This is a genomic window from Aeromonas sp. FDAARGOS 1416, from assembly GCF_019048085.1.
Lineage (GTDB): Bacteria > Pseudomonadota > Gammaproteobacteria > Enterobacterales > Aeromonadaceae > Aeromonas > Aeromonas veronii.
Window position 1 is genome coordinate 2,308,860 of sequence record NZ_CP077301.1, and the last position, 24,960, is coordinate 2,333,819.

General features: G+C 60.2%; 25 protein-coding genes and 1 riboswitch. Of the genes, 5 read left to right on the forward strand and 20 right to left on the reverse strand.

Going from position 1 to position 24,960, the window contains the following annotated elements:
- Window positions 1–74: 74 nt before the first annotated feature.
- The 15 genes from modC to moaA form a co-directional block, all read right to left on the reverse strand.
- Entirely contained in the window at window positions 75–1,175 is a 1,101-nt protein-coding gene (gene modC, locus I6L46_RS10150) for a molybdenum ABC transporter ATP-binding protein (protein ID WP_216975326.1), read from the reverse strand.
- Complete coding sequence (gene modB, locus I6L46_RS10155) at window positions 1,172–1,852, reverse strand: molybdate ABC transporter permease subunit (RefSeq protein ID WP_005353447.1); 681 nt, start codon at window positions 1,850–1,852, stop codon at window positions 1,172–1,174. The genes modC and modB overlap by 4 nt, the downstream gene beginning before the upstream one ends.
- A 111-nt stretch (window positions 1,853–1,963) precedes the next feature.
- Window positions 1,964–2,692, reverse strand: coding sequence for a molybdate ABC transporter substrate-binding protein (gene modA, locus I6L46_RS10160; protein WP_201957820.1), 729 nt, complete (start codon window positions 2,690–2,692; stop codon window positions 1,964–1,966).
- Between the two features lie 87 nt (window positions 2,693–2,779).
- Complete coding sequence (gene moaE, locus I6L46_RS10165) at window positions 2,780–3,253, reverse strand: molybdopterin synthase catalytic subunit MoaE (protein ID WP_216975328.1); 474 nt, start codon at window positions 3,251–3,253, stop codon at window positions 2,780–2,782.
- A gap of 2 nt (window positions 3,254–3,255) precedes the next feature.
- The gene (gene moaD, locus I6L46_RS10170; RefSeq protein ID WP_139477625.1) at window positions 3,256–3,501 is read right to left on the reverse strand and encodes a molybdopterin synthase sulfur carrier subunit; all 246 of its coding nucleotides are present in this window, start codon (window positions 3,499–3,501) and stop codon (window positions 3,256–3,258) included.
- A complete protein-coding gene (gene moaC, locus I6L46_RS10175) occupies window positions 3,498–4,022 on the reverse strand; it encodes a cyclic pyranopterin monophosphate synthase MoaC (RefSeq protein WP_139430233.1) in 525 nt (174 codons plus the stop codon). The genes moaD and moaC overlap by 4 nt, the downstream gene beginning before the upstream one ends.
- A gap of 9 nt (window positions 4,023–4,031) precedes the next feature.
- The gene (gene moaB, locus I6L46_RS10180; protein WP_005344126.1) at window positions 4,032–4,538 is read right to left on the reverse strand and encodes a molybdenum cofactor biosynthesis protein B; all 507 of its coding nucleotides are present in this window, start codon (window positions 4,536–4,538) and stop codon (window positions 4,032–4,034) included.
- A 242-nt stretch (window positions 4,539–4,780) separates the two neighbouring features.
- A complete protein-coding gene (locus I6L46_RS10185; protein WP_107685087.1) occupies window positions 4,781–5,371 on the reverse strand; it encodes a cytochrome c3 family protein in 591 nt (196 codons plus the stop codon).
- A gap of 11 nt (window positions 5,372–5,382) precedes the next feature.
- Window positions 5,383–5,838: a nitrate reductase cytochrome c-type subunit gene (locus tag I6L46_RS10190; protein WP_005334452.1), complete on the reverse strand. Its 456-nt coding sequence runs from the start codon at window positions 5,836–5,838 to the stop codon at window positions 5,383–5,385.
- Window positions 5,838–6,713: a quinol dehydrogenase ferredoxin subunit NapH gene (gene napH / locus I6L46_RS10195; protein ID WP_042054636.1), complete on the reverse strand. Its 876-nt coding sequence runs from the start codon at window positions 6,711–6,713 to the stop codon at window positions 5,838–5,840. Before napH ends, I6L46_RS10190 begins: the two co-directional genes overlap by 1 nt.
- A complete protein-coding gene (gene napG, locus I6L46_RS10200; protein ID WP_216975329.1) occupies window positions 6,710–7,447 on the reverse strand; it encodes a ferredoxin-type protein NapG in 738 nt (245 codons plus the stop codon). Before napG ends, napH begins: the two co-directional genes overlap by 4 nt.
- 16 nt (window positions 7,448–7,463) lie before the next feature.
- A complete protein-coding gene (gene napA / locus I6L46_RS10205; RefSeq protein ID WP_216975331.1) occupies window positions 7,464–9,953 on the reverse strand; it encodes a nitrate reductase catalytic subunit NapA in 2,490 nt (829 codons plus the stop codon).
- Window positions 9,954–10,054: 101 nt separating this feature from the next.
- A complete protein-coding gene (locus I6L46_RS10210; RefSeq protein ID WP_216978040.1) occupies window positions 10,055–10,309 on the reverse strand; it encodes a chaperone NapD in 255 nt (84 codons plus the stop codon).
- Between the two features lie 29 nt (window positions 10,310–10,338).
- Window positions 10,339–10,881 carry a ferredoxin-type protein NapF gene (gene napF / locus I6L46_RS10215; protein WP_216975333.1) on the reverse strand — a complete coding sequence of 181 codons (543 nt, stop codon included), beginning with the start codon at window positions 10,879–10,881 and terminating at the stop codon, window positions 10,339–10,341.
- Between the two features lie 239 nt (window positions 10,882–11,120).
- Entirely contained in the window at window positions 11,121–12,116 is a 996-nt protein-coding gene (moaA, locus tag I6L46_RS10220) for a GTP 3',8-cyclase MoaA (RefSeq protein ID WP_157162249.1), read from the reverse strand.
- Window positions 12,104–12,244: riboswitch (molybdenum cofactor riboswitch) on the reverse strand. It overlaps the preceding gene by 13 nt.
- Window positions 12,245–12,322: 78 nt before the next feature.
- Here moaA and narQ point away from each other — a divergent pair.
- The 3 genes from narQ to I6L46_RS10235 all read left to right on the forward strand — a co-directional run bounded on the left by narQ (window position 12,323) and on the right by I6L46_RS10235 (window position 15,352).
- Window positions 12,323–14,035, forward strand: a complete 1,713-nt coding sequence (narQ, locus tag I6L46_RS10225; protein WP_139473427.1) for a nitrate/nitrite two-component system sensor histidine kinase NarQ — start codon at window positions 12,323–12,325, stop codon at window positions 14,033–14,035.
- Entirely contained in the window at window positions 14,035–14,673 is a 639-nt protein-coding gene (gene narL, locus I6L46_RS10230) for a two-component system response regulator NarL (protein ID WP_005334471.1), read from the forward strand. The genes narQ and narL overlap by 1 nt, the downstream gene beginning before the upstream one ends.
- 103 nt (window positions 14,674–14,776) lie before the next feature.
- The gene (locus I6L46_RS10235) at window positions 14,777–15,352 is read left to right on the forward strand and encodes an LON peptidase substrate-binding domain-containing protein (RefSeq protein WP_201937094.1); all 576 of its coding nucleotides are present in this window, start codon (window positions 14,777–14,779) and stop codon (window positions 15,350–15,352) included.
- A gap of 249 nt (window positions 15,353–15,601) precedes the next feature.
- Here I6L46_RS10235 and I6L46_RS10240 read toward each other — a convergent pair whose 3' ends face one another.
- Together I6L46_RS10240 and I6L46_RS10245 are read right to left on the reverse strand one after the other, a co-directional pair.
- Window positions 15,602–17,698 carry an ATP-binding protein gene (locus I6L46_RS10240; RefSeq protein ID WP_216975335.1) on the reverse strand — a complete coding sequence of 699 codons (2,097 nt, stop codon included), beginning with the start codon at window positions 17,696–17,698 and terminating at the stop codon, window positions 15,602–15,604.
- Window positions 17,699–17,729: 31 nt separating this feature from the next.
- Window positions 17,730–18,914: an FIST signal transduction protein gene (locus I6L46_RS10245; protein ID WP_216975337.1), complete on the reverse strand. Its 1,185-nt coding sequence runs from the start codon at window positions 18,912–18,914 to the stop codon at window positions 17,730–17,732.
- Window positions 18,915–19,027: 113 nt separating this feature from the next.
- Here I6L46_RS10245 and yvcK point away from each other — a divergent pair, with 113 nt between their 5' ends.
- The gene (yvcK, locus tag I6L46_RS10250) at window positions 19,028–19,942 is read left to right on the forward strand and encodes a uridine diphosphate-N-acetylglucosamine-binding protein YvcK (protein WP_040065206.1); all 915 of its coding nucleotides are present in this window, start codon (window positions 19,028–19,030) and stop codon (window positions 19,940–19,942) included.
- A 39-nt stretch (window positions 19,943–19,981) separates the two neighbouring features.
- Here yvcK and I6L46_RS10255 read toward each other — a convergent pair whose 3' ends face one another.
- The 3 genes from I6L46_RS10255 to lpcA form a co-directional block, all read right to left on the reverse strand.
- Window positions 19,982–20,317, reverse strand: coding sequence for an Hpt domain-containing protein (locus tag I6L46_RS10255; RefSeq protein WP_005353511.1), 336 nt, complete (start codon window positions 20,315–20,317; stop codon window positions 19,982–19,984).
- Between the two features lie 291 nt (window positions 20,318–20,608).
- The gene (locus tag I6L46_RS10260; protein ID WP_005353514.1) at window positions 20,609–21,418 is read right to left on the reverse strand and encodes a class II glutamine amidotransferase; all 810 of its coding nucleotides are present in this window, start codon (window positions 21,416–21,418) and stop codon (window positions 20,609–20,611) included.
- A gap of 164 nt (window positions 21,419–21,582) precedes the next feature.
- Window positions 21,583–22,161, reverse strand: coding sequence for a D-sedoheptulose 7-phosphate isomerase (gene lpcA, locus I6L46_RS10265; RefSeq protein ID WP_005334485.1), 579 nt, complete (start codon window positions 22,159–22,161; stop codon window positions 21,583–21,585).
- A gap of 255 nt (window positions 22,162–22,416) precedes the next feature.
- Here lpcA and fadE point away from each other — a divergent pair, with 255 nt between their 5' ends.
- Complete coding sequence (gene fadE / locus I6L46_RS10270) at window positions 22,417–24,873, forward strand: acyl-CoA dehydrogenase FadE (RefSeq protein ID WP_216975339.1); 2,457 nt, start codon at window positions 22,417–22,419, stop codon at window positions 24,871–24,873.
- Window positions 24,874–24,960: the final 87 nt, after the last annotated feature.

The window sequence follows — 24,960 nt, forward strand, 5'->3', positions numbered from 1 at the left end:
CTCTCGATTCATCACCTGAACCATCTCTTGTTGTTATGTCACCCGTGGTTATCCTGCCACGGCACGGCGCCCAATCAGCCTTCGCTGACCAGACTCACCGCCTTGATATAAGCGTAGATCTGCTGCTCCGGCGCCAGCGCCAGCCGCCTGGCGGAGCGGCTGGTGATCCGGGCCAGCAGTATCTGCTCACCCAGCGCCAACTGCAACAGGGTCTGGCCGGGGCGCACCTCGCGCACCGCCAGCAGACGGGTGACGAGACAGTTGGAGAGACTGGAGTGCTCGATGGGGGCTGTGGCGATCACCACATCCCGCCCCGACACCTTGATCTGCAAGGGGCCGCTATCATCCGGCACATGGGTCATGGTGACCCGCAGCTGCTGCTCGCCGAGTTGCAGGGTCGCCATCTGCTCGTCATCATCGTAGTGAGAGAGGGTTGCATCCAGCATCACCCCGGCATCGTCGCGACTGGCGAGCGAGAGATCGGTTCGGGCGAAGATCTCGCTCGGCCGACCTTGCACCTCCACCCTGCCACTTTCCAGCAACACCAGCTGATCGCAGAGCAGGCTCACCTCCTCCATGGCGTGGCTGACGAAGATCATCGGGATGCCGCTCTCCTGCTGCAAGCCCTTTAGCACATGGGCCTGATGGATGCGGCTGCGCCGATCGAGCGCAGAAAAAGGCTCATCGAGCAGCAGCAAATCAGGCTCGGCCAGCAGCGCCCGCCCCAGCGCTACCCGCTGGCGTTGACCGCCAGAGAGGGCATGGGCAGGCAGCCCCAGCAGATCGGCAAAACCGAGCCGAGCCGCCAGCGTTTCGGGTTGCCAGCGCCCTCGCCCCTTGCGGGCCGCCAGTTGCAGATTGCCGAGCACCGTCAGATGGGGGAAGAGGCGCGAGTCCTGAAACACCAGTCCAATCCGGCGCGCTTCGGGCAGAAGTTGAGCACACTCCCGATCGCGCCACAGCAAGCGATCCCCGTTTTGGCGATCGAGCCCGGCGATGATGCGCAGCAATGTGCTCTTGCCACAGCCGGAGGGGCCAAACAGGCCGAGGATCCCCCCCAGCTCGAGGGTCAGTGCGCAATCGAGGGTAAAGGAGCCAAACTCGCGCCGGGCATTTAGGTTCAGGGCATGGCGGTGCGGCACGTTCACAGGCGGCATAGTAGCGGGCTGGTTCATCCAAACACTCTCCGCTGTCTGCGCTGCAGCACACCATAGACCAGTACCAGCATTACCAGCGAGAAGGCCATCAGGCCGCCAGCCAGAATATGGGCGTTCTGGTAATCCATCGCCTCCACATGATCAAACAGGGCGATGGAGAGCACCTGGGTTTCACCGGGGATATTGCCGCCAATCATCAGCACCACGCCAAACTCCCCCAGGGTATGGGCAAAGCCAAGGGCCGCCGCCATCACGAAGCTGGGCAGGGTCATCGGCAAGATGATGTGGAAGAAGCGCTCCAGCGGGCCAAGTCCCAGGGTCGCAGCAGCTTCCAGCTCCTTGTTGCCCATGTTGACGAAAGCGGAGGTGAGCGGCTGCACCACGAACGGCAGCGAATAGAGGATGGAGGCAAACAGCAGGCCAAGAAAGCTGAAGGCGAGCGGGGCGCCAAAGGTGTCGCGCCACCAGGCGCCGAAGCCATATTCGGGGGAAAAGGCGAGTAGCAGATAAAAACCCAGTACCGTGGGAGGCAGCACCAACGGCAGTGCCACCAAGGCCTCAACCAGCGGCCGCAGGCGGTTCTGACTGCGCGACAGCCACCAGGCCAGCGGCGGAGCCAGCAACAGCAAAATCGCTGTGGTACTGGCTGCAAGCTTCAGGGTGAGCCAGACCGCCAGCAGATCCCCTTCACTCATTGCCGACCTCCCGGTTGATAAATGCCCCCAACGGCATGGTATCCATCCTTATTGCAAAGAGTGGCCGACCCGAAGGCCGACCACTCAGGATATCGCATCAGGCCCATCCCCTTATTGGGGCAAGGCATAACCCGCTGCCTTGATCTGTGCCTGACCCGGCCCCTTGAGCCAGGCCACCAGCGCCTCGACCGCGGCGCCTTTTTTCAATACCAGCCCCTGCTGCTCGATGGGGGGATAGAAGCTCGCAGGCACTGCCCAGGCTTCACCAGTCTTGCCCGATTCCACCAGATTGGCCCAAGCGACAAAGCCCAGCTCGGCATTGCCGGTGTCGACAAATTGCCAGGTCTGGCCGATGTTGGCGCCGGTCAGCAACCGGTACTGCTTGGGATCGATCTTGAGATGGGTGAGGGTCGCCATGGCGGCAGCACCATAGGGAGCTGTGCGGGCATTGGCGATGGCGAGGTTGCCTTTCCAGTTGCGCAGGGTCGCCTCGTCAGGGGCCGGCCCCCCCTTCTTCCACAGCCCCAGCTGGCCGATGGCGTAGGTGAAGCGATCGCTCCCCTTGCCCTCTTTTTCCAGCTTCTCGGGGGTCGCCGCATCGGCGGAGAGGAAGAGATCGAACGGTGCGCCGTGACTGATCTGGGTGTAGAGCACTCCGGTGGCGGCAGACGAGATTGCCAGGGTGTGGCCGGTCTTGGCGGTAAACTCCTTGCCGATACGCTCTATGGTTCCCTTGAAGTTGGCAGCCACAGCCACTTTCACTTCATCGGCCTGCACGGCACCGGTATGCAAGGTGGCGGCGCAGACGCCGGCGATGACAACAGATAACAGCGGTTTCATTCCCTTTCTCCTGATGGGGCCCGCACATCCGCGCCCCTTGACGGGGCCGTGGTTCCCGTTGAACCTGCGCCCCTCGTGATGAACAGGTCAGGCTTGCCAGCGGGCAGCGGCGGCGTTGTCGCTCTCCTTGGCCTCGACCCAGCGTTGCACACCCTCGGCGGTCAGCTCTTTTTTCCAGAACGGCGCCCGGGTTTTCAAGAAATCCATGATGAAGTGACAGGCATCAAAGGCGGCGTCACGGTGGGCACTGCTCACCGCCACCAGCACGATCTGATCGCCAAGCCACAGCTCGCCGATACGATGAATGAGGGTACACTCCTGCAGCGGCCAGCGGCGGCGGGCCTCCTGCACGATATCGGCCAGCGCCTTCTCGGTCATACCGGGGTAGTGCTCGAGGGCCAGCCCCCTCACCTCCTCCCCCTGATTGAAGTCGCGCACCTTGCCAACAAAAGTGACGATGGCGCCACTGTCGGGGCGGGTGGCGAGGCGAGCATATTCATCCGCCAGCGAGAAATCCTCCCGCTGCACCACAATGCGATCGGTTATGATTGCCTCGCTCATCCTTAACCTCCGGTCACTGGTGGGAAAAAAGCAACCTCATCGCCATCATTGATGGGGGTATCGAGGGGCACCAGGGTCTGGTTGACCGCCACCAGCAGTTTGCCCACCTCAAGGGCCAGCGCCCACTTGTCGCCGCGCTCACAAAGCGCCGCACGCAGTTGCTCCGCAGTGGCGTAGTCGCATGGCAGGCTCAGCTCATCGCAGGCCACCAGCTCTCTTACTTGCGCAAAAAACAGTACCTTGATCATGCTTGCTCCCCGCTATTTGACCCCAGCTGAAAATGGCCGGACTTGCCGCCCTTTTTCTCTACCAGTCGCACCTGTTCGATCACCATGTCCTTTTGCACCGCCTTGCACATGTCGTAGATGGTCAGCGCAGCTACCGACGCGGCGGTCAGCGCCTCCATCTCGACACCAGTCTTGCCGGAGAGCTTGCAGAGGGTGCGGATATGCACCTTTTGCTGCTCGGCCAGCGGCACTATCTCCACCTCGACTTTGGTCAAGGCCAGCGGATGGCAGAGTGGGATAAGATCGGAGGTCTTCTTGGCGGCCATGATGCCGGCGATACGGGCGGTGGCGAACACGTCACCCTTGTGGTGCTGGCCGCTCAGGATCAGCGCCAGCGTCTCGGGGGCCATGGCAACAAACGCCTCGGCACGGGCTTCACGCTCGGTTACCTGCTTGTCGGTCACATCCACCATATGGGCTTCGCCGCTCTGGTTCAGATGCGTCAGGTTGGGCTGGGTCTGCTTGGTATCGGTCTGGTTCATCACTTGCTCTCAGAGGTGGGAGACAAAGTTGCACGGCTTGGTGCGGGCATCAAGCTGATCGCGGATCAGTTGCTCCCAACCCAGCTGACAGGCGCCGGTGGAGCCGGGCAGACAGCAGATCAGGGTGCGATTGGCGAGTCCCGCCAGCGCACGGCTCTGCATGGCGGAGCCTTTAATCTCGGCAAAAGAGAGTTGACGGAACATCTCGCCAAAACCCTGTACGGTGCGCTCGAACAGCACACCGACCGCTTCCGGTACCCGGTTCTGTTCATTGAAGCCGGTACCGCCGTTAATCAGTACCACCTGCACCCCCTCATCGGCGATCCACTCGCTCACCCGCGCGCGGATGCGAAACAGGTTGTCCGGGCAGAGCGCCCGATCGGCCAACTGATGGCCCGCGTCAGTGAGGGCCGAGACCAGATAGTCGCCCGAGCTGTCATCGGCGGCAGTGCGGCTGTCGGAAACCGTCAGCACGGCGATCTTGAGGGGAATAAATGCGTTGTGTTTCTGTCCCATCGGGCAGCTCCTTGTGGCTATGGGCCGTCAACGAGGCAGGAAGAGAAGGGGTATGAGAGGCCAGCTGTCAGGGCGCAAAAACTGACGCAGACAGAGGTGACCAACTTGCTCAAGCGTGTGACGGCGGGCTGATTCTATCAAAGGTTTCACGAGATATGGGATTTAAAAGACACACAAATCTGATGCTTGTCCCATATATGAACAAAATGCAGGCCGGGTAAACCCGGCCTGTCGTCGCAGGATCAGAATCCTTTCACCCCGGTCATGTCGGGCAGCTGGTGAGCTATCCCCTTGTGACAGTCGATGCAGGTACTTTCACCACTGGCCAGATTGGTAGAGTGCATCTTGGCGGCACGCTGCCCCTGCAGGGAGAAGTCCATGTACTCGAAGTTGTGGCAGTTGCGGCACTCGCGCGAATCGGTCTCTTTCATCCTCTGCCACTCCCGCTCCGCCATCTCGCGTCGGTGCGACTCGAACTTCTCGCGGGTATCCACCTTGCCGGTGATCATGCCCCACAGCTCCTTGGAAGCCTGCACCTTGCGGATGATCTTGTAGGTCCACTCATGGGGTACGTGGCAATCCGGGCAGCTGGCCCGCACGCCGGAGCGGTTGGCGTAGTGGATGGTATCGCGGTACTCCTCGTACACGTTGTCCTTCATCTCGTGACAGCTGGTGCAGAAGGCCTCGGTGTTGGATGCTTCCATGGCAGTGTTGAAGCCACCCCAGAAAATCACGCCACCGAAGAAGCCCATCAGCAGGATGACCCAGAGAGCCGCCTTCGACGGTGACTTGAAGGTGGTCCACAGACGCTGGATAAAGCCGGGTAATTTCATCTATGGATTCCTCAGTTCAGCGCTTCAACCGGTTTAAACGTATTTTCCACCAGCGGCTTGGCATCCGCTTGCGGTACATGGCACTGCAGGCAGAAGTAGCGACGCGGCGACACTTCACCCAGGGTCAGGCCGTCGCGGGTCTCGAAGTGAGTCGGACTGATCTTGGGGGCCTTCATGGCGCTGGCATTCTTGAAGCTGTGGCAAGCCAGGCACTTGTTGACCTTGGTGTCCACCTCATAGTTGCGAATGTCGTGGGGGATCAGCGGCGGCTGATGCATGTACTGGCGATCGTAGGGCGCGCCATCCTTGCGGAAGTTTTTCAGGGGCGCGGCGGTGGCATCAGTCACCAGATCGGTGGCGCCACGCTCGGACTTGAGGCCACCGGTACTGTTGGTGATCTCGGGGGCCGCTGCCATCAAGGATCCCGCCATCAGGCAGGCCAGCATTGCTCCAATCAGCTTTTTCATTATTTGTTCTCCGACGTTTTTTCTGCCTTGACGGCAAAACCTACAGTGATTTCAAAAACTTGTTCCGCGCAGACATCGATGCAGCGGCCACAGTTGGTGCACTCCTGAGCCGCAATCAAGGGCCCGTGACCGCGCTTGGCACCGTGAACAGGCCCGCGCAGGATGGGACGCTCCGGGCAAACCGCATAACAATCCATGCAGTTGTTGCACCGCTCGCGCCCCTTGGCAGAAATCTTGATAAACCCGACCCGGTTGACCAGGGCATAGAAGGCCCCCACCGGACAGAGATGACCGCACCAACCCCGCTCAACTACGAAGAGATCGAACAGGAACAGCGCTGCAAGCAGAGCCCAGCCCGCCCCCATGCCAAACAGCAGACCGCGCATGGCGAGCGACACCGGATTGACCAGCTCCCACGCCATCACGCCGACCACAGCAGGCACCACCAGAACCATGGCCAGCAGCCAGTAGCGGGTCGCTCGACTGAACTGGCCATTGCCCTTGAGGCCAAGGCGCCCCCTGAGCCAGGCCGCCGCATCCGTGATGAGGTTGACCGGACAGACCCAGGAGCAGAACACCCGCCCCCCGGCCAGCCAGTAACCGGCCAGCACAATGGCAGCCCCCAGCCAGAGAGTGGTGATGGGCCAGTGACCCGCCGCCAGCGACTGCAACAGCGTGAGGGGATCGGTCAGCGGCACCGTCTCCAGCAACAGCGAGCTGGAGAGGTTGCCCTTGAGGATCCAGACACCCGCCAGCGGCCCCAGCAGAAACAGCCCGAGCACGCTCAACTGACTCAGCCGACGCAGCAGCAGGAAGCGGTGAGCACGCCACCACCCCAGCTTGATGCGAGCCTCTTCCCCCGGATAACGACTCATAACCCCTCCGGTTTGCGGGTGGGCAGGGTGAGCCTGTCGCCGATGAGCGACTTGTTCCCCGCCTTGGCCTTCTCTTCCCAACCGAGCCGGTAGTGATGCCCCAGTTCACCTTTGGCGAGCTGGCGTGGCACCACCTTGATGGCCGCCTCCTCCAGCACACAGGCATGCTCGCACTTGCCACAGCCGGTACAGATATCGCTGTGCACCGTGGGCAGGAACATGGCGTGCTTGCCGGTACGCTGGTTATGCTGCAACTCAAGAGTGATCGCCTTGTCAATCAGCGGACAGACCCGATAGCAGACATCGCAGCGCAGCCCCAGATAGTTGAGGCAGGTCTCGTGATCGATGAGCACTGCCACCCCCATCCGGGCCTGATCGATGTCGGTCATCTGCTGATCCAGCGCCCCGCTCGGACAGGCCACCACACAAGGGATGTCATCACACATCTCGCAGGGCACGGCACGCGCCTTGAAATAAGGGGTACCGGTGGTCACAGGGTCAAACAGCCGGGCGAGCTTGAGGGTGTCGTAGGGGCACGCCTCGACGCAGAGCCCACAGCGCACGCAGGCGCTGAGGAACTCTGCTTCATCGAGGGCGGCGGGCGGGCGCAGCGCCTGGGCAGGCACAGCTTGCGCCTGCTGGCGGGCCATGCCACCGAGCCCCACGCCAAGCAGGCCCACACCGCAGGCCCCCTTGGCCATGTCGGCCAGAAACTGGCGACGACTACGACTCATCTCGCACACCCCCGCCTTAAGCCTTCATCACCTTGACGGCGCACTTCTTGTAATCGGTCTCTTTGGAGAGCGGATCGGTGGCGTCCAGGGTCAGCTTGTTGACCAGCTGGCTGGCATCAAAGAAGGGCATGAAGACCAGTCCTTTCGGCGGACGGTTGCGACCACGGGTTTCGACACGGGTCTTCACCTCGCCACGGCGGGAGGAGACGATCACCTCTTCACCACGACGCACGCCGCGAGCCTTGGCATCGTCCGGGTGCATGAAGAGCACCGCATCCGGGAAGGCGCGATAAAGCTCGGGCACGCGGCGGGTCATGGTGCCGGTGTGCCAGTGTTCCAGCACGCGACCGGTAGAGAGCCACAGGTCGTACTCTTTATCGGGCGACTCGGCGGCGGGCTCGAACGGCAGGGCGAAGATGACCGCCTTGCCATCGGGCTTGCCATAGAAGCGCACCCCCTCACCCGCTTTCACATAGGGGTCGAACCCTTCACGGTAGCGCCACAGGGTCTCTTTGCCATCTACCACAGGCCAGCGCAGACCACGGGCTTCGTGGTACTGATCGAACGGCGCCAGATCGTGGCCGTGACCGCGACCGAAGGTGGCGTACTCCTCGAACAAGCCCTTCTGGACGTAGAAACCGAAGTGCTCGGCTTCGTCGTTCAGCATCCCCTTGCTCTGCTCTTTCGGGAACTGGTTGACCTGACCGTTGGCATAGAGCACATCGAACAGGGTTTTGCCCTTCACTTCCGGCATCTTGGCAATCAGCTCAGCCGGCCACACTTCCTCAACCTTGAAGCGCTTGGAGAACTCCATCAGCTGCCACAAGTCGGACTTGGCCCCTTCCGGCGCTTTCACCTGCTGGTGCCAGAACTGGGTGCGGCGCTCGGCGTTGCCATAGGCCCCCTCTTTCTCCACCCACATGGCGGTGGGCAGGATGAGGTCAGCGGCCTGGGCAGTGACGGTCGGGTACGGGTCGGAGACCACGATGAAGTTGCGCGGATCGCGATAGCCAGGCAGGCGATCGGTATTCATGTTGGGGCCGGCCTGCATGTTGTTGTTGCACATCACCCAGTAGGCATTGAGCTTGCCGTCCTTGAGCATGCGATCCTGCAGCACGGCGTGGAAACCCACCTTGTCGGGAATGGTCCCCTCCGGCAGTTTCCAGATCTGCTCGGCAATGGCGCGGTGCTTGGGCTCGGTCACCACCATGTCGGCAGGCAGACGGTGGGCAAAGGTACCCACTTCACGCGCGGTGCCACAGGCAGAGGGCTGGCCGGTCAGTGAGAAAGGACCATTACCCGGCTCGGAGATCTTGCCGGTCAGCAGGTGGATGTTGTAGCAGAGGTTGTTGGCCCAGACGCCACGGGTATGCTGGTTGAAACCCATGGTCCAGTAGGAGACCACCTTCTTGCTCGGGTCGGCATAGAGCTTGGCCAGCTTTTCCAGCTTCTCTTTGGAGACGCCGGAGAGCTTGGAGACAGACTCCACATCGTAATCCGCCACGAACTTGGCAAACTCCTCGAAGGTCATCGGAGTGGCATCGCCGCTGTCCGGGTTCTTCGCTTTCTGCTGCAGCGGGTTGGTCGGACGCAGACCATAACCGATATCGGTGACCCCCTTCTTGAACACGGTGTGCTTGTTGACGAAGTCCCAGTTCACCTTGTCGTTCTGAATGATGTAGTTGGCGACATAGTTGAGGATCGCCAGATCAGTCTGGGGCGTGAAGACGATACCGTTGTCCGCCAGTTCGAAGCTGCGGTGCTCGAAAGTGGAGAGCACGTGCACCTGTACATCCGGATTGGAGAGACGACGATCGGACATCCGCGACCAGAGGATGGGGTGCATCTCGGCCATGTTGGAGCCCCACAGCACGAAGGCGTCGGCCTGCTCGATATCGTCATAGCAGCCCATCGGCTCATCCATACCGAAGGTACGCATAAAGCCGACGACCGCGGAGGCCATGCAGTGACGGGCGTTGGGGTCGATGTTGTTGGAGCGGAAACCGGCCTTCATCAGCTTGGCGGCGGCGTAACCTTCCCAGACGGTCCACTGGCCGGAGCCGAACATGCCGACAGCTGTCGGCCCCTTCTCTTTCAGGGTCGCCTTGAACTTCTCGGCCATGATGTCGAACGCCTGATCCCAGCTGATGGGGGCGAAGTCGCCATCCTTGTCGAACTGGCCGTTCTTCATCCGCAGCATCGGCTGGGTGAGGCGATCCTGGCCATACATGATCTTGGAGAGGAAGTAGCCCTTGATGCAGTTGAGGCCACGGTTGACCGGCGCATCGGGGTCACCCTGAGTCGCCACGACCCGACCATCCTGAGAGCCCACCAGCACGGAGCAGCCGGTACCGCAGAAGCGGCAGGGAGCCTTATCCCAATGGATGGCCGTCTTGTCGGTACTGGTGATGAGATTGGCTGCCAGCGTGGGGGCACTGACACCGGCCACGGCAGCGGCAGCTGCCACCGCGTTGGCCTTCATAAAGTCGCGTCGACTCAGCTTCATGGCATATCCTCACATTGCTTATCGCGTAATAGTTGTCGAATCTGTCGAACGGGAGCCAGCCATCAGCGGCAGAGGGCACGCCCGGCATCCCATCACTCTTTTCAGTGACCGCCCAGTTCATCGAACTGGTGGTAAATCAGGGCGGCAGAGAGCACACCCGGCATCGCCTGTATCGCATCAATGGCCGCCATGATCGGCCGCTGGCTCGGACCTTCCAGGGTCACGACCAGCTTGCCCTCGTCACTGACGGCATGGATCTCGGCCCCTTCAAGGGCGCCAATCTGCTCGGCGAGCTGATGGCGCAATGCGGGCTGGGTCAGCACCACCAGACTCGATACATGGAACTCCTGATCCATAGTGGCTTCTGTGTCACACGGCTTCTGACTCATTCTGACTCCTGCTTGAGGGAGGGCTGGCTCGTACCACCGGATGGGGCGGCTCGCCCGTCGACCTTGATGCTGCCAACCGGACAATCCTGCACGCAGGCGCCGCAGCCATTACAGCGATCCGGCTCGACCGTCGGGGTGGGCACACGCCCCAGCACCGGAATAAAACGAATGGCATTGGGCTCGCAGCTGTCCTGACAGCGCTGGCAGAACACCTGACCATTGGCCAGACAGTTGGCCTCGATATGGGCCTTGTAGTGCCAGGGGGACTCGCTGGTCGGGCGAAACAGCGGCGCCTTGCAGACCATGACGCACTCGGTGCAGAAGGTGCATTCGCCACGCTGGAAATCGACCACCGGAAAACCACCCTCGCCATTCACCAGGATCTGCTCCGGACAGGCAGCCAAACAGTCCCCGCAGCGGGTGCAGTCGGCGACAAATGCCGACCAGTTGACTGACCAGGGCAACTGCACCGGCGGTTCGGCAGTTCTCAGCCGCCCCCGGAACAGGCCGCGGCGGGCAAGATCGATCTCATCCGGCATGTTGACTCCTGTTCTGGTGAAAAAGGGGACAGTGCGAGTCCATGATTGGCATTCTTGATACCAATTATAAGAGTGGGTGTATATTGCGGCCCTGACAAGGTAAGGGATATACCACCAGGGAGATAAACAGGGGGGACTTTTGCGCCAGATCAAAGCCTTGCAGCGCAATAAAAATGGAGGTATCGGTTAAAATACCTCCATGTGAGGATTGCTATTTAATCGTTGGCGATTTTTTGCGGTTATCCGCCGATCGAGGCGAGATGAGGGGTGATACCGGTATTGCCCTCATGGAGACGATGGGTGGCACTCTTGCCCGCCAGTGCCGCGCGAATGCGCTGTTGCAGCTCATCAGATTGCCCATCTGCGCCGAGCAGATCCCGCAGGTCGATGCCGTTGTCGCCAAACAGGCACAGATGCAGCTTCCCCAGCGAGGAGACCCGCAGCCGGTTGCAACCGGCACAGAAATCCTTGCTGTAGGGCATGATGAGCCCCACCCCACCTTGCGAATCGGGGTGCATAAAGACCTGCGCCGGACCGTCATCCGTGCCCCGCAACTGCTGCACCCAGCCGCTCTCCAGCAAGCGCTGTTTGATCTGTTCGCCGCTGACATGGTGGTCACGGAACAGGGTATCCATCTCGCCGGTCTGCATCAGCTCGATAAAGCGCAGCTCGATGGGCTTGTACCTGATCCAGCCCAGAAAGGCATCAAGTTGGTAGTCGTTGAGCCCCTTGAGCAGCACCGCATTGATCTTCACCGATTTGAAACCGGCGGCCAGTGCTGCTTCGATCCCCTCCATCACTTCGGCCAGCTTGTTCTCACCGGTGATCTGGTGAAACTGGCGCGGGTCGAGACTGTCGACACTGACATTCAGCGCGTTGAGTCCGGCATCAAACCACTCTTGAGCCCGCTCCTTGAGGCGATAGCCGTTGGTGGTCATGGCGACCTTCTCGATACCCGGGGTGGTGGCAATCACCTTGACGATCTCGGTGAAATCGCGGCGCAGGGAGGGCTCGCCCCCCGTGATGCGCACCTTGCGGGTGCCCATGGCGGCAAAACCGCTGACCACGCGGCGGATCTCGTCAATCGAGAGAAAGGGTTGACGCCCCGCTTTGTGACCTTCCGGGGGGCGATAGCCGTCAGGCAAGCAATAGGTGCAACGGAAATTGCACACATCGGTCACTGACAGACGCAAATAGTAAAAACGACGGGAAAAACCATCTTCAAGTGGCAACATAAACACCTTTCCAAATACGGGAGGCCAGGGCATTTCTTTCCTGACCCTTACAGCTCGAACGTCGGCTGACGGCTGGTTTCCCCCTATCGCTAGGACTTAGGCAAAACCGCTCGGAGTTCATCTAGTTTTTCGATGCTAACACAAGTTGGAGTACACTCCCACGCATCTTGCGGGGTCCTTATCACTATTCAGAGGTGCGCATCAGTATGGGAAAACGGTTCAGGGTCCATTCGGTCAGCAGTGCCATTGGTCGCGCCATGGTGTTGATCCTCTTTATGGCCAGCCTGATCGCGCTGGTCGCCATGGTCACCCTCTTCTACTCGGTACCCGATGCCAAGGCGATCAACCTCTCCGGTTCGCTGCGGATGCAAGCCTACCGGATGGCCTACGAAATCGAGCGGGGCGACAGCGTGCTGGGGCGCCTCTCCCAGTTTGAAGAGACCCTGCACGCCGAAGAGCTGCAGGAGACCCAGCGCTGGATCACTCCTGCCTCCCTGCGTCGCACCTATGGCGAAGTGCTCGGCCAGTGGCTGGTGATGCGCCAGCACATCGAGGATCGCACCCCCAGACGGTACACCGATAATACCGAGCAGTTTGTGGCGGCCATCGACAATTTCGTCAATCAGATGCAGTACCACGTGGAATTCAAGGTGAGGATGCTGGCGCTTGCGGAGGGGCTCGGCCTGCTGGCCATCATCACCATCGCCTGGTTCACGGTGCGCTTCACCCGTCAGCAGGTGGTCGCCCCCCTCAACCAGCTGGTCTACTGTGCCCGCCAGATCCAGCGGCAGGATTTCGATCTTAAGCTGCCCGCCCACGGCGAAAACGAGCTGGGGGAGCTGTCGCGCGCCTTCGTCACCATGGCAGACGAGCTGGGCAAACTCTATCGGGAGCTGGAAAACAAGGTGGAAGAGAAAACCGCCAAGCTGCAACAGGCCAACGACACGCTCTCGTTTCTCTACTCGACCGCCCAGAAGCTGCACGCCGCCCCGCTCAGCACACGTACCCTCATCAAACTGCTGGACCGCGCCGCCGCCCACCAGCATATCGACCATATCCGGCTGACCCGCTTCGAGCACAATGCCATGCCGGTCTATATCTCGGGGCGCACCGGCTGGCCCGGCGATCTCGATGCGGTCGCCAGCTTTTATCTGCAGATGGATGAGCAGGAGTTCGGTCGCCTCGACATCATCAGCCAACACCCCATCGATGAGCGGTTGATTAAAAACTTCACCATGCTGCTGGCTCAAGTGCTGCACAAAGACCAGACCCTGCTGCAGCAGCAGCGACTGCTGCTGATGGAGGAGCGGGCGGTGATCGCCCGGGAGCTGCACGACTCGCTGGCGCAGGCCCTCTCCTATCTCAAGATCCAGTCCACCCTGCTCAAGCGCTCTTACGCCAAGGGGCAACATGACAAGGCGCAGGAGGCGATGCAGCAGATCGACGAGGGGCTTAGCAATGCCTATACCCAGTTGCGCGAACTGCTCGGTACCTTCCGTCTCACCATTGGCGATGCCAATCTGGGGGAAGCGATCCGCGTCATGCTCGATCAGCTGCAACCCCAAACCCAGGCCGAAATCCGGTTCCATTACGGACTGGCCGACAACGACCTGGAGGCGGGCCAGCATATCCACATTTTGCAGCTGATCCGTGAGGCAGTGCTCAATGCCATCAAACATGCCAACGCGCAAGTGATTGATGTTAGCTGTGAGACCCTCGCCAGTGGTAACATTGAGGTTCAGATTTCAGATGACGGTGTCGGGATCGGACTCGCCAGCTCGGCGATCAACCATTACGGTTTGAGCATCATGAACGAGCGCGCCAGCAAACTGCACGGTCTGCTGACCATCAACGAGCAGCAACCACAAGGCACCTGCGTGCATCTGACCTTTCCCACCAGTCTAGCGAGAGACGCCTGATGGACGAGATGAAATACACAGTTCTGGTCGTAGATGACCATCCCCTCATGCGCAAAGGGATTGTGCAGTTGCTGGCTCTGGAAGAGAACATGGAGGTGACCGGTGAAGCCTCCAACGGCACAGATGCCGTGGCGCTGGCCAAAGAATCAGAGCCGGATCTGATCCTGCTCGACCTCAACATGAAGGGGCTCTCCGGCCTCGATACCCTCAAAGCGCTGCGGGCCGAAGAGATCACCTCCCGGGTAGTGATCCTCACCGTCTCCGATGCCCGTCAAGATGTGGTGGCCCTGCTCAAGGCGGGTGCCGATGGCTACCTGCTCAAGGATACCGAGCCTGATCTGCTGCTGGCCCAGCTGGCCGACGTGATGACCGGTAAGCAGATCCTGAGCGAACCGCTACGCCCCTATCTCGAAAACATCTACGAGCTGGATCACCTGCAGCAGAAGCTGGAAAGCTTAACGCGTCGCGAAATGCAAATCCTGCGCGAAATTGCAAAAGGCCTCTCCAACAAACAGGTCGCCTCGGTACTCCATATCTCCGAGGGAACGGTCAAGGTTCACGTGAAGAGCCTGCTGAAGAAACTCGAGGCGCAAAGCCGCGTGGAAGCGGCTGTCATGTATCTGGAGCAGCGCAACTAAGCGCCCTCAACCGCCCGAAAAGCCACCCTCCGGTGGCTTTTTTCATTCTCTGGCACAGTCGCTGCATTGTCATATTCAGCAACTACTCAATGGAGGATGGAACATGAAACTACAACCTTTGGCACTGTTCCCCTTGCCTTCCCACATACTGCCGGGCGGCAAGCTTCCTCTGCGTCTGTTCGAGCCACGCCACCTGCAGATGCTCAAGGAGTCATTCATCAACGATCAGGGCTTTGGCATCGTGATGGAAGAGTCGACCACCTCGGGACAATCCGGCCGCATTCTGCCGGTGGGCACCCGGGTCAAGGTGACTGACTTCTACAGCCTTAATGATGGCCTGCTGGGAGTGACGGTGCTGGGACTGGAGCGCTTCTGCATCCACGAGATGGAAACAGACGAGATGGGCCTGCGCCGGGCCAAGGTGGAGATGCTGCCCAACTGGCCGAGCACCCACTCAGATTTCAACGACAAGCTGCTGGTCAATCGCCTGAGGGAAGTGTTCGAGCAGTATCCGGAGCTTGATGAGCTCTATCCGGACAAGCGCTTTGAAGATGCCGCCTGGCTCTGCCAACGCTGGCTCGAGATATTGCCGATGCCAATTTATGAAAAGCAGATGCTGATTGCCAAACAAAACAGCGAAGCAGCCCGTAAATTCCTGCATCGCCTGATTTCACAATGACAAAAACAGCGTTGCAAAATGCAATTATTCCAACAATGAAAATGTGAAATTCGCATTTTGCGAGTAAGTAGGAACGCAAAACGCCATAACAAGAGAGAGCCGCTGCGCTAAACGGCCAAAATTGAACACAAAAGAGTCCCATAAAAGTTGGCACAGATTTTTCATATAGATTGATACAACCCGATTTATCCCGTGCTCTCTTCAGTATTTGCTGAAGAACTGGTCAACCCACAAAGTTGACCATTTTTTTTATCCGCGCGTCGGCAACCGCTGACCAAAGTGACGCTGCAAACACTCTCTCAACCGTGACAAGGTGATAGGCTTGGCGAGAAAGTCATCCATCCCCTGCGCCAGACAGCAGGCCTTATCCTCCGCCATCGCATTGGCTGTCAGGGCGACGATAGGCATGGTGCATCCCAACTCACGCAAGCGCCGGGTGGCTTCCAGTCCGTCCATCAGGGGCATCCGCATATCCATCAGGATCAGATCCGGGAGCTGCTCATCCACCTGCGCCAGCGCCTCCAGACCATTGGCTGCCAGCCGTACCTTGCCCACCAGTTTCTGCAGCATCAGCGACACCACCAACTGGTTCACCGGGCTGTCCTCCACCACCAGCACATCCAGTGGCAGCAGTGCCGAAGCCCCCTCCTCCCGCTGCGGCTGGCTATGGCAGGGTAGCGCCATGCCGGGCAGTTCGAACCAGAAACAGCTTCCCTTGCCCGGCTCGCTCTTGAGGTGGATCTCTCCCCCCATAAGCGTCACCAGACGCTTGCTGATGGCAAGACCGAGGCCGGTACCGGAAAAACGCCGGGTGGCCGAGTTGTCGACCTGGGAGAAGGGTTCAAACAGCAGCGCCTGATCCGCATCAGCGATCCCGATCCCGGTGTCGGAGACCGAGATCAGCAGCTTCTCATCCTGCCAACCCAGGTGCAGTGTCACCTGCCCCTGCTCGGTAAATTTGAGGGCGTTGTCCAGCAGATTGCCCATCACCTGTGACAAACGCATCGGATCCCCCTGCAACTCCCGGGGCACAGACTCATCGACCCGATAAACCAGCGCGATCCCCTTGGCGGTGGCACGGGTTTGCAGCGGCTCGACCAGGGATTGGCAAAGCTGGACGGGTTGCAGGGTCTCGCAGTGAAACACCAGGGTTTGCGACTCGATTTTCGAAAAATCGAGCACGTCGTCGATGATGGTTTGCAGCAACCTGGCCGAGTGGGTGGCATGGCGCAGCAGGCTCTGTTGCTCCGGCGCCAGCTCGGCATGCTGCACCAGATCGAGCATCCCCAACACCGCATTCATGGGCGAGCGGATCTCGTGGGTCATCATGGCGAGAAACTGGGACTTGGCACGGTTGGCCGCTTCGGCCTCATCCCGTGCCCTCGCCAGCTCCTCTTCCCGGCGGATCTGGTTGCTGATATCCCGGGCAGTGCCGCGATAACCGATAAACAGGCCATCATGGTCAAAGCAGGGCTCAGCGCTCACCTCCATCCAGCAGGGGCCGTGTTGCAGCGCAACCTGCATCCGCACCCCTCGCACCGGCTGGCGCAGCGCCAAAAGCTGCAGGTATTTCTGGGCATCGCAGCTCTGCTTGTTGCAGACGTAGTCATAGAGGGTCGGCCGGGTCGCCTGCGGGGTCATCTCATCCAGATAACCCGGCTCTGAGGCATAACTGAGGCGATGCTCGGCATCTGTCTCCCAGAACCAGTCAGAGGCCATGGCGGCGAAGCTGCGAAAACGGCGTTCGCTGGCCTGTAACGCCTCGGTTTTTACCGCGACCTGCTCCTGCAAGCGGGCCCGATAGGTGATGTTGACCAGAGCCTGGGCGATAAGCGGACGACAACGCTCCATGGCGGCCTTGCTGGTGAGATCGAAGGTGCCCGCCCGAGCGTGGCGGCAGATGAGGGTGGCGGTAAAACCGGGGGCCTGCAGCCCGGTCAGCATCACGCTGGCCCAGCCCGGCTCGCTCGCCAGCGGCGCCAGCTCAGGGAGCTGGGCGGGATCGTAAATCACCAGGGTTTCACCCGAGATGGCGCGGGCAAATGCCGGGGTCATACGCCAGCTGCGGGCTGATAGCATCGGCTCGGTACTGAGGTGGGTACTCCCCTGCTCCCCTTCCCAGGCCACTACATCCGCGTGTTCAAAGCCGATAAAGGGTTTGAGCACCTGGATAAGGCTCTCCAGCACCTGCTCCAGCGTCTTGGCATCGGCGAGGGTGGCAACCCCGCCCAGCAGGGTCTGGGACTCGTGACGATACTTGGCCTCGCGCTCGCGGCAACGCATAAGGTCGACCAGCGTGGTCTGCAATTTGTCGCCGAGGGCTTCCAGTTCACTGTTGCCAATCATCTTGTTGCCTGCTCTGTTATGTTCTGCCGACTCAACGGGTCAGGAAAATCACGCTCGATACCATCAGGTTGCCGTGGGCCAGCTCGCCATTGGGCAGCCGCCCCTGCTCGCCGAAGGTAAAGGGGGTGATAAAGGGGATCTTGCCGAGGCGAGCCTGGCTCTGCTCGACAAATTGGCACAACATATCACCTAGCGCCAAACGGCAACCAGCACAAAAGATGATGAGAGCGCCGATAGGCTGCAATTCCACATCGACCCCATACCCTGGCTCGATGCGCATGGCATTGAGGCTGCGCTGCAACAACCCTTCCTGACTGCTGTACATCAACAACAGACGCTCCCCTTGCACCACATCGGTAAAGAGCCGCAGCCCGCCCTGTTCAGTCACCGCTTCGGGGTGGGAGAGTTTGTAGTAAGGAATGCCATCCAGCGCTCCCACCTGACGAGCCAGCGGGGTGAGCGTGGTCTCCCGCAAAATCGCCCCCACCGGCCAGGGCTGCTCGCGCCCGCACCAGCGGGCATAGACCTCGGCAGCAGGCTGGTGATCGATGGTGAGTACCTCCCGCCCGTTGCAGGCGGTGATCTCGCCGCTGAATTCGGCAGGCACATAACCGGAGTGAAACTGAAAAGCCAGCTGGCAATCGGGATAGAGCACCGCCAGACCGATGCCATCCTGAGCCACCGCCTCATCCCAGCAGAGCTGCCAGTCACCGCTGACACTGCTATCAGCCGCGGATCCACCGACCACCGGCACCGAGGCACCGAGTTCTGCCTCGATACCGGCCAGCAGCCCCTCTTCCTTGCCGGGACTGGCGTGAAACAGGATCAACTGGGGCAGCTCGCCCGGTCGACCACAATCGCTCATGGCTCGGCGCAGCAACTGTCGCACATCCACCCCGTCACCGCTGGCACCGGCTACCCCGAATGCCCCTTTCTCATCGTACAGGGCAGCAACGGCCAGCCCATATCCGTCTCGGGCGTGGTGTCCCATCTCGGTCATGACACCACCGCAAGAGCTGCACCCAAGCAGGCGGGTCGTCGGGAACTGGTGTTTGAGCGCGTCGTGCAGTATCGCCCCGTCATGGGCTTGGGTAAAATAGAGTAACAGCAGGGAGGGGGCCTGATCGGCATGGTGGCGCAGCTGCGCGCAGATATCTTGGGCCGCCAGCGATGAATTCTGGGCGAGGGAGTGAACGGTCAGATATTTCAACACCATCTCCTTGTTTTATCGAATGGCAGCCTCAAGCAAAAATCATACCTTTATCAAACAATTATCTCGCTTCGCTTGCTAACATAGCGGTCAACTGAGACCAATAACAGGACGCCCATATGTGGCAAAAAAACATCAATGACTTCGATCGGGTCGTTGCCATCGGTGGTGGCCATGGCATGGGACGAGTGCTTTCGTCCCTCTCGTTTCTCGGTCAACGGCTCACCGGCATCGTCGCCACCACAGATGATGGTGGCTCGACCGGACGCCTGCGCAAGAGTCAGGAGTGCATCGCCTGGGGCGATCTGCGCAACTGCCTGAACCAGCTGGTGACCGATCCCAGCATCGGCAGCCTGTTGTTCGAGTACCGCTTCGCCGGCAAAGGCGAGCTGGCGGGCCACAACCTTGGCAACCTGATGCTGCTGGCGCTCGATAATCTCTGTGTCCGTCCTCTTGATGCTATCAAGCTGATCAGTGACATGCTCAAAATCGAGTCACAATTGCTACCCATGTCTGAATTTCCCACCGATCTCTGCGCCCATATGGAGTGTGGCACCCAGATCCTGGGAGAGGTATCCATCGATCAACTGGCAACACCGCCCCTATCCCTCGGCCTGATGCCGGAGGTGCAAGCGACCCGGGAAGCGGTGCTGGCATTGCAGCAGGCGGACATGATCATTCTGGGGCCGGGCAGTTTTCTCACCTCCATCATGCCGCCACTGCTGCTGGCCGAGATCGCCCAGGCCATCAACGAGAGCAGCGCCATGCTGGTTTTCGTCTGCAATCTGGTGGCAGAAAACGGCCCTGCCAGCCAGCTGGATCTGATGAGTCAGTGTCGCTGGCTGGAGTCCCGGGTCGGTCAGGGTCGGCTGGATGCCATCCTGGCCCCACAGGGCGCGAGTGATGCGGGGGACTGGCAAGGGCGTGTGATCGAAGCCGAGCTGGGCGAGCTTGAGCTGCCCCATCGGCACGATCGATTGAAGCTGAAACTGGCGCTGGACCGGATCATCCAGCAACTGCTCAACCAGCGTTAGGCAACGGTCACGGCGCCCCGGCCCCCCTGCATGGCGCCGTTACTGATAATCGGCAAGAAACGCGAGCACCTGAGGCAAGGAGGCCTCCAGCAGTTGCAACTGGCGCTCTGCCTCGGCCACATCGGCCTGCTTGCTGGCCATCTCAAGTGCCATCACCTGCTGATAACTCGGCATGGCGCCATAGCTGCCACAGGATGATTTCATGCTATGCGCCACCCGAGCCAGCGCCTCCCACTCTCCCTGTTCATAGAGGGGTCTGAGCTGACTCAGCTGCTCGCCCACCTCTTCAATAAAGACTGCGATGACCACGGGCAGCATATCCGGACCGATATCCTCTGCCAGCTGCTGCAACACCTTGCGATCCACCCACTCCATGCGAGGCTCCTCCTGAACGGTATTCAAACAGACCATACTATAGATAGTTTTCGATGTCGTGGCTCACGGCCAGGCAGTGATGAAGCACCCAATTGGATGGCTCAGGGAATAAAGTGGCAAAAAATGTGATCAGTATCGAAATAGCGATGCTGAAACGCCCGGCAAGACAACAACCCAATTGCAATAAATTAACAATCGATCAACACTCAATGCCGTCAGAGTGATGATGCTCAGCAACACCTCTCATCCCTTTTGCCTTTTATGGCTGCTGCGAAGAACCAGGGTAGGTATCTACCCTGGTATTTTTTTATCTTGCTCAAGCGCAACCTGATTGGTCGCCACCCGCTCCCCCATGCGAAACAGATTGAATTCGCCGGGCGCCATTTTGACCCAATTCTCATTGCCGGTCAGCGGACGGGTAGTGATCAAGGTGACCACATCGTTGGGGGTGGTCTCCCTTTGAAAGTCGATCACCACCTCCTCATCCAGCAAACTAGCCTCGCCAAAGGGCGCACAGCGGGTCAGCCAGTGCAGGTTGTTGCTGCAGTAGCTCATCACATACTCCCCGTCCGAGAGCAGCATGTTGAATACCCCGAACGCTCTGAGCTCGTCACACAAGGTGGCGAGATAGCGAAACATGGCGGGAAAGTTGGCCGGACGCTTGGGATATTTTTGCTCCAGCCGATCGAGCAGCCAGCAGAAGGCGTGCTCGCTGTCGGTATCCCCCACCGGCCGGTGGCGGCCGGTTGGCAGCTTCTTGTAGCCGGTGAGCTGACCGTTGTGGGCGAAGGTCCAGTAACGGCCCCACAGCTCACGGGTAAAGGGGTGGGTATTTTCTAGCGACACGCAGCCACGGTTGGCCTGCCGAATGTGGCTGACCACGGCGCAGCTCTTGATGGGCAGCGCCTGTACCAGTCTGGCGATGGGAGATTGGGCACTGGGCTCGGGATCCTTGAAGGTGCGAAAGCCCTTCCCCTCGTAGAAGGTGATCCCCCAGCCATCCTTGTGAGGCCCTGTCTTGCCGCCGCGCAGCATCAACCCGGTAAAGCTGAAGCAGATATCGGTCGGCACATTGGCACTCATGCCGAGCAGTTCGCACATATCCGGCAGACTCCTTTCATGATTTGGCTTGTGTCATGTTCGACCAGCACGCTGGTTCGACAGACAGCAGGGGAAGGCGCAATCCCTTCCCCTGTGACTGGCAACAACCGGCCGATGGCGAACCATGTTACCGGCGTTGCCCTTGTCTGGTGACGATGGCCTGATTACTTGGCCATCTCTTTTTCGACCAGCTGGATCAGGATGTGGATCACCTTGATGTGCACTTCCTGAATACGGTCGGCATAGCCAAAGTGCGGCACGCGGATCTCGACATCCGCCAGACCCGCCATCTTGCCGCCATCCTTGCCGGTCAGGGCGATCACTTTCATCCCTTTGGCGCGGGCAGCCTCGATGGCTTTCAGGATATTGCCGGAGTTGCCGCTGGTGGAGATGCCAAGCAGCACGTCGCCACGACGGCCAACCGCCTCTACGTAGCGGGAGAAGACATAGTCATAGCCAAAGTCGTTGGAGACGCAGGAGAGGTGGCTCGGATCGGAGATGGCGATACCGGCATAACCCGGGCGGTTCTCGCGGTAACGACCGGTCAGCTCTTCGGCGAAGTGCATGGCGTCACAGTGGGAGCCACCGTTGCCACAAGAGAGCACCTTGCCCTCTTCCTTGAAAGAGTCAGCCAGCAGTTTGGCGGCCGCTTCGATGTTTTTCAGGTTCTGCTCATCAGCCAGGAAGGCCTGCAGCACGCTGGCAGCTTCGGTCAGTTCATTGCGGATCAATTCTTGGTACATGATGTCTCTTCCACTGTTTTTAGTGTGCGTGTAGATCGCGGCTATTCTCGCACAAGCGAATCGCACAGTCGCCCCCCTACTAGCCACAGCGCTGGCGGCGCGTGAGCGTTATGGGGATCACAGAGAGAAGGTAATGAAGATGTAAACAGCTTGATAACTTTGTGCGTATGAATTACAACAGGGGCCATATCCAACAGGTCAGACCTCTGGATCAGTTACGCCACGTTGGCAACCTAACCACGCAAGGAGCAAGCAATGACGACGACCCTCACTCTGCTCGGGGTGATCCTGGTTATCGGAGCCCTGGCCTATCGCCGGGCATCCCTGTTCATCTCCACCCTGGTCACCGGCGCCGCCCTGGTGCTTGGCACCATCTATGGTCATGTGCCCTTGCTGGTATGGGCGCTGTTCGCGGTGATCGCCATCCCGCTCAATCTGGTGGAATTTCGCCGCAATCAAATAACCAAGCCGCTGTTCAAGATCTACAAATCGATCATGCCGGAGATGTCCCGCACCGAGAAAGAGGCTATCGAAGCGGGCACCACCTGGTGGGAAGCCGATCTGTTCGCGGGCAACCCGGACTGGAAAAAGCTGCACGCCATCCCGGTCAGCACCCTCTCTGCCGAAGAGCAGGCCTTTATGGATGGCCCGGTCGAGGAAGTGTGCCGCATGGTGAGCGACTGGGAAGTGACCCACGAGCGCGCGGATCTCTCCCCCGAGGTGTGGCAATACCTGAAGGACAACAAGTTCTTCGCCATGATCATCAAGAAGAAATATGGCGGTCTGGAGTTCTCGGCCTACGCCCAGTCCTGCGTCCTGCAAAAACTGTGCGGCGCCAGCGCCGTGCTCGCCTCCACCGTCGGCGTGCCCAACTCACTGGGCCCGGGCGAACTGCTGCAACACTATGGCACTGACGAGCAGAAAGATTACTACCTGCCCCGCCTGGCGGTGGGTAAAGAGATCCCCTGCTTCGCCCTGACCAGCCCGGAAGCGGGCTCTGACGCAGGTTCCATCCCCGACTTCGGTATCGTCTGCAAGGGCGAGTGGGAAGGAAAGGAGGTGCTCGGTATGCGCCTCACCTGGAACAAGCGCTACATCACGCTCGCCCCCATTGCTACCGTGCTGGGTCTGGCCTTCAAACTGCGTGACCCCGAGCACCTGCTGGGTGAAGAGGAAGAGCTCGGCATCACCTGCGCCCTCATTCCCACTCACATCAAGGGGGTCGGCATTGGCCGTCGCCACTTCCCGCTCAACGTGCCGTTCCAGAACGGCCCGACCCAGGGCAAGGATGTGTTCGTCCCGCTCGATTTCATCATCGGTGGCCCGGCCATGGCCGGTCAGGGCTGGCGTATGCTGGTCGAGTGTCTGTCGGTCGGTCGCGGCATCACCTTGCCCTCCAACAGTACCGGTGGCGTCAAGATGCTGGCCCTGGCGAGCGGCGCATATAGCCGCATCCGTCGCCAGTTCAAGCTGCCCATCGGCAAGATGGAAGGGATTGAAGAGCCGCTGGCCCGCATCGGTGGCAACGCCTACATCATGGGCGCCGCAGCCAACCTGACCGTGACCGGTATCGACCTTGGCGAGAAGCCCTCGGTCATCTCCGCCATCGTCAAATACCACCTCACCGACCGTGCCCAGAAGTGCATCATCGATGCCATGGATATCCACGGCGGCAAGGCCATCTGCATGGGCCCCAACAACTATCTGGCCCGTGGCTATCAGGGTGCGCCCATCGCCGTTACGGTGGAAGGGGCCAATATCCTGACCCGCAGCATGATCATCTATGGTCAGGGCGCTATCCGCTGCCACCCGTATGTACTGCCGGAGATGCTGGCCGCCAGCCATCCCGACAAGGAGCAGGCGCTGAAAGATTTCGACAAGGCGGTATTCAGCCACGTCGGCTTTGCCATCAGCAACCTGGTACGCAGCTTCTGGCTCGGTATCACCGGCGCCCGCTTTGCCGCGGCACCGTACAAGGATCAGACCAAGGGCTACTACCAGCAGCTCTCCCGCCTCTCGGCCAACCTGGCGTTCCTGTCAGACATGGCGATGGGCACTCTGGGTGGCGAGCTCAAACGCAAGGAGCGGGTCTCCGCCCGTCTTGGCGACGTGCTGAGCCAGCTCTATCTGGCCTCCAGCGCCCTCAAGCGCTATCAGGATGAGGGACGCCAGCAGGCCGACCTGCCGCTGCTGCACTGGGCACTGCAAGATGCCATGTTCAAGGCACAAGAGGCGATCGACGAGCTGCTGCGCAACTTCCCGAACCGCTGGATTGGGCTTGCCCTGCGCGCCGTGGTGCTGCCGCTGGGTCGTGACCTGAACCGTCCGTGCGACAAGCTGGACCAACAGGTTGCCCGTCTGCTGCAAACCCCGAGCGAGACCCGCAGCCGCCTGGCCAAGGGGCAATATCTGACCCGCGAAGAGGGCAACCCCTTCGGTCTGCTGGAGCAGGCGCTCGATGACGTGCTGGCCGCCGAGCCGCTGTTCGAGAAAGTCTGCAAGAGCGATGGTATCAAGCGTCCCTTCATGGCGCTGGACAAGGTGGCCGACATCGGCCTGGCCGCTGGCGTACTGACCCAGAGCGAAGCCGAGCTGCTGCGCCGCGCCGAGGTAAGTCGCCTGCGCACCATCAACGTCGATGATTTTGACCCCATAGATCTGGTGGCCAACAAGAAGCTGTTTGAAGCCTCCGCTTACCATCACGCGGCCTGATAACCAGCTATCGACAACGCCTCCCTTGTGGAGGCGTTTTTTATGGACGCTCACCACTATTCACGGCCCGAACAGCCACCACTTGCA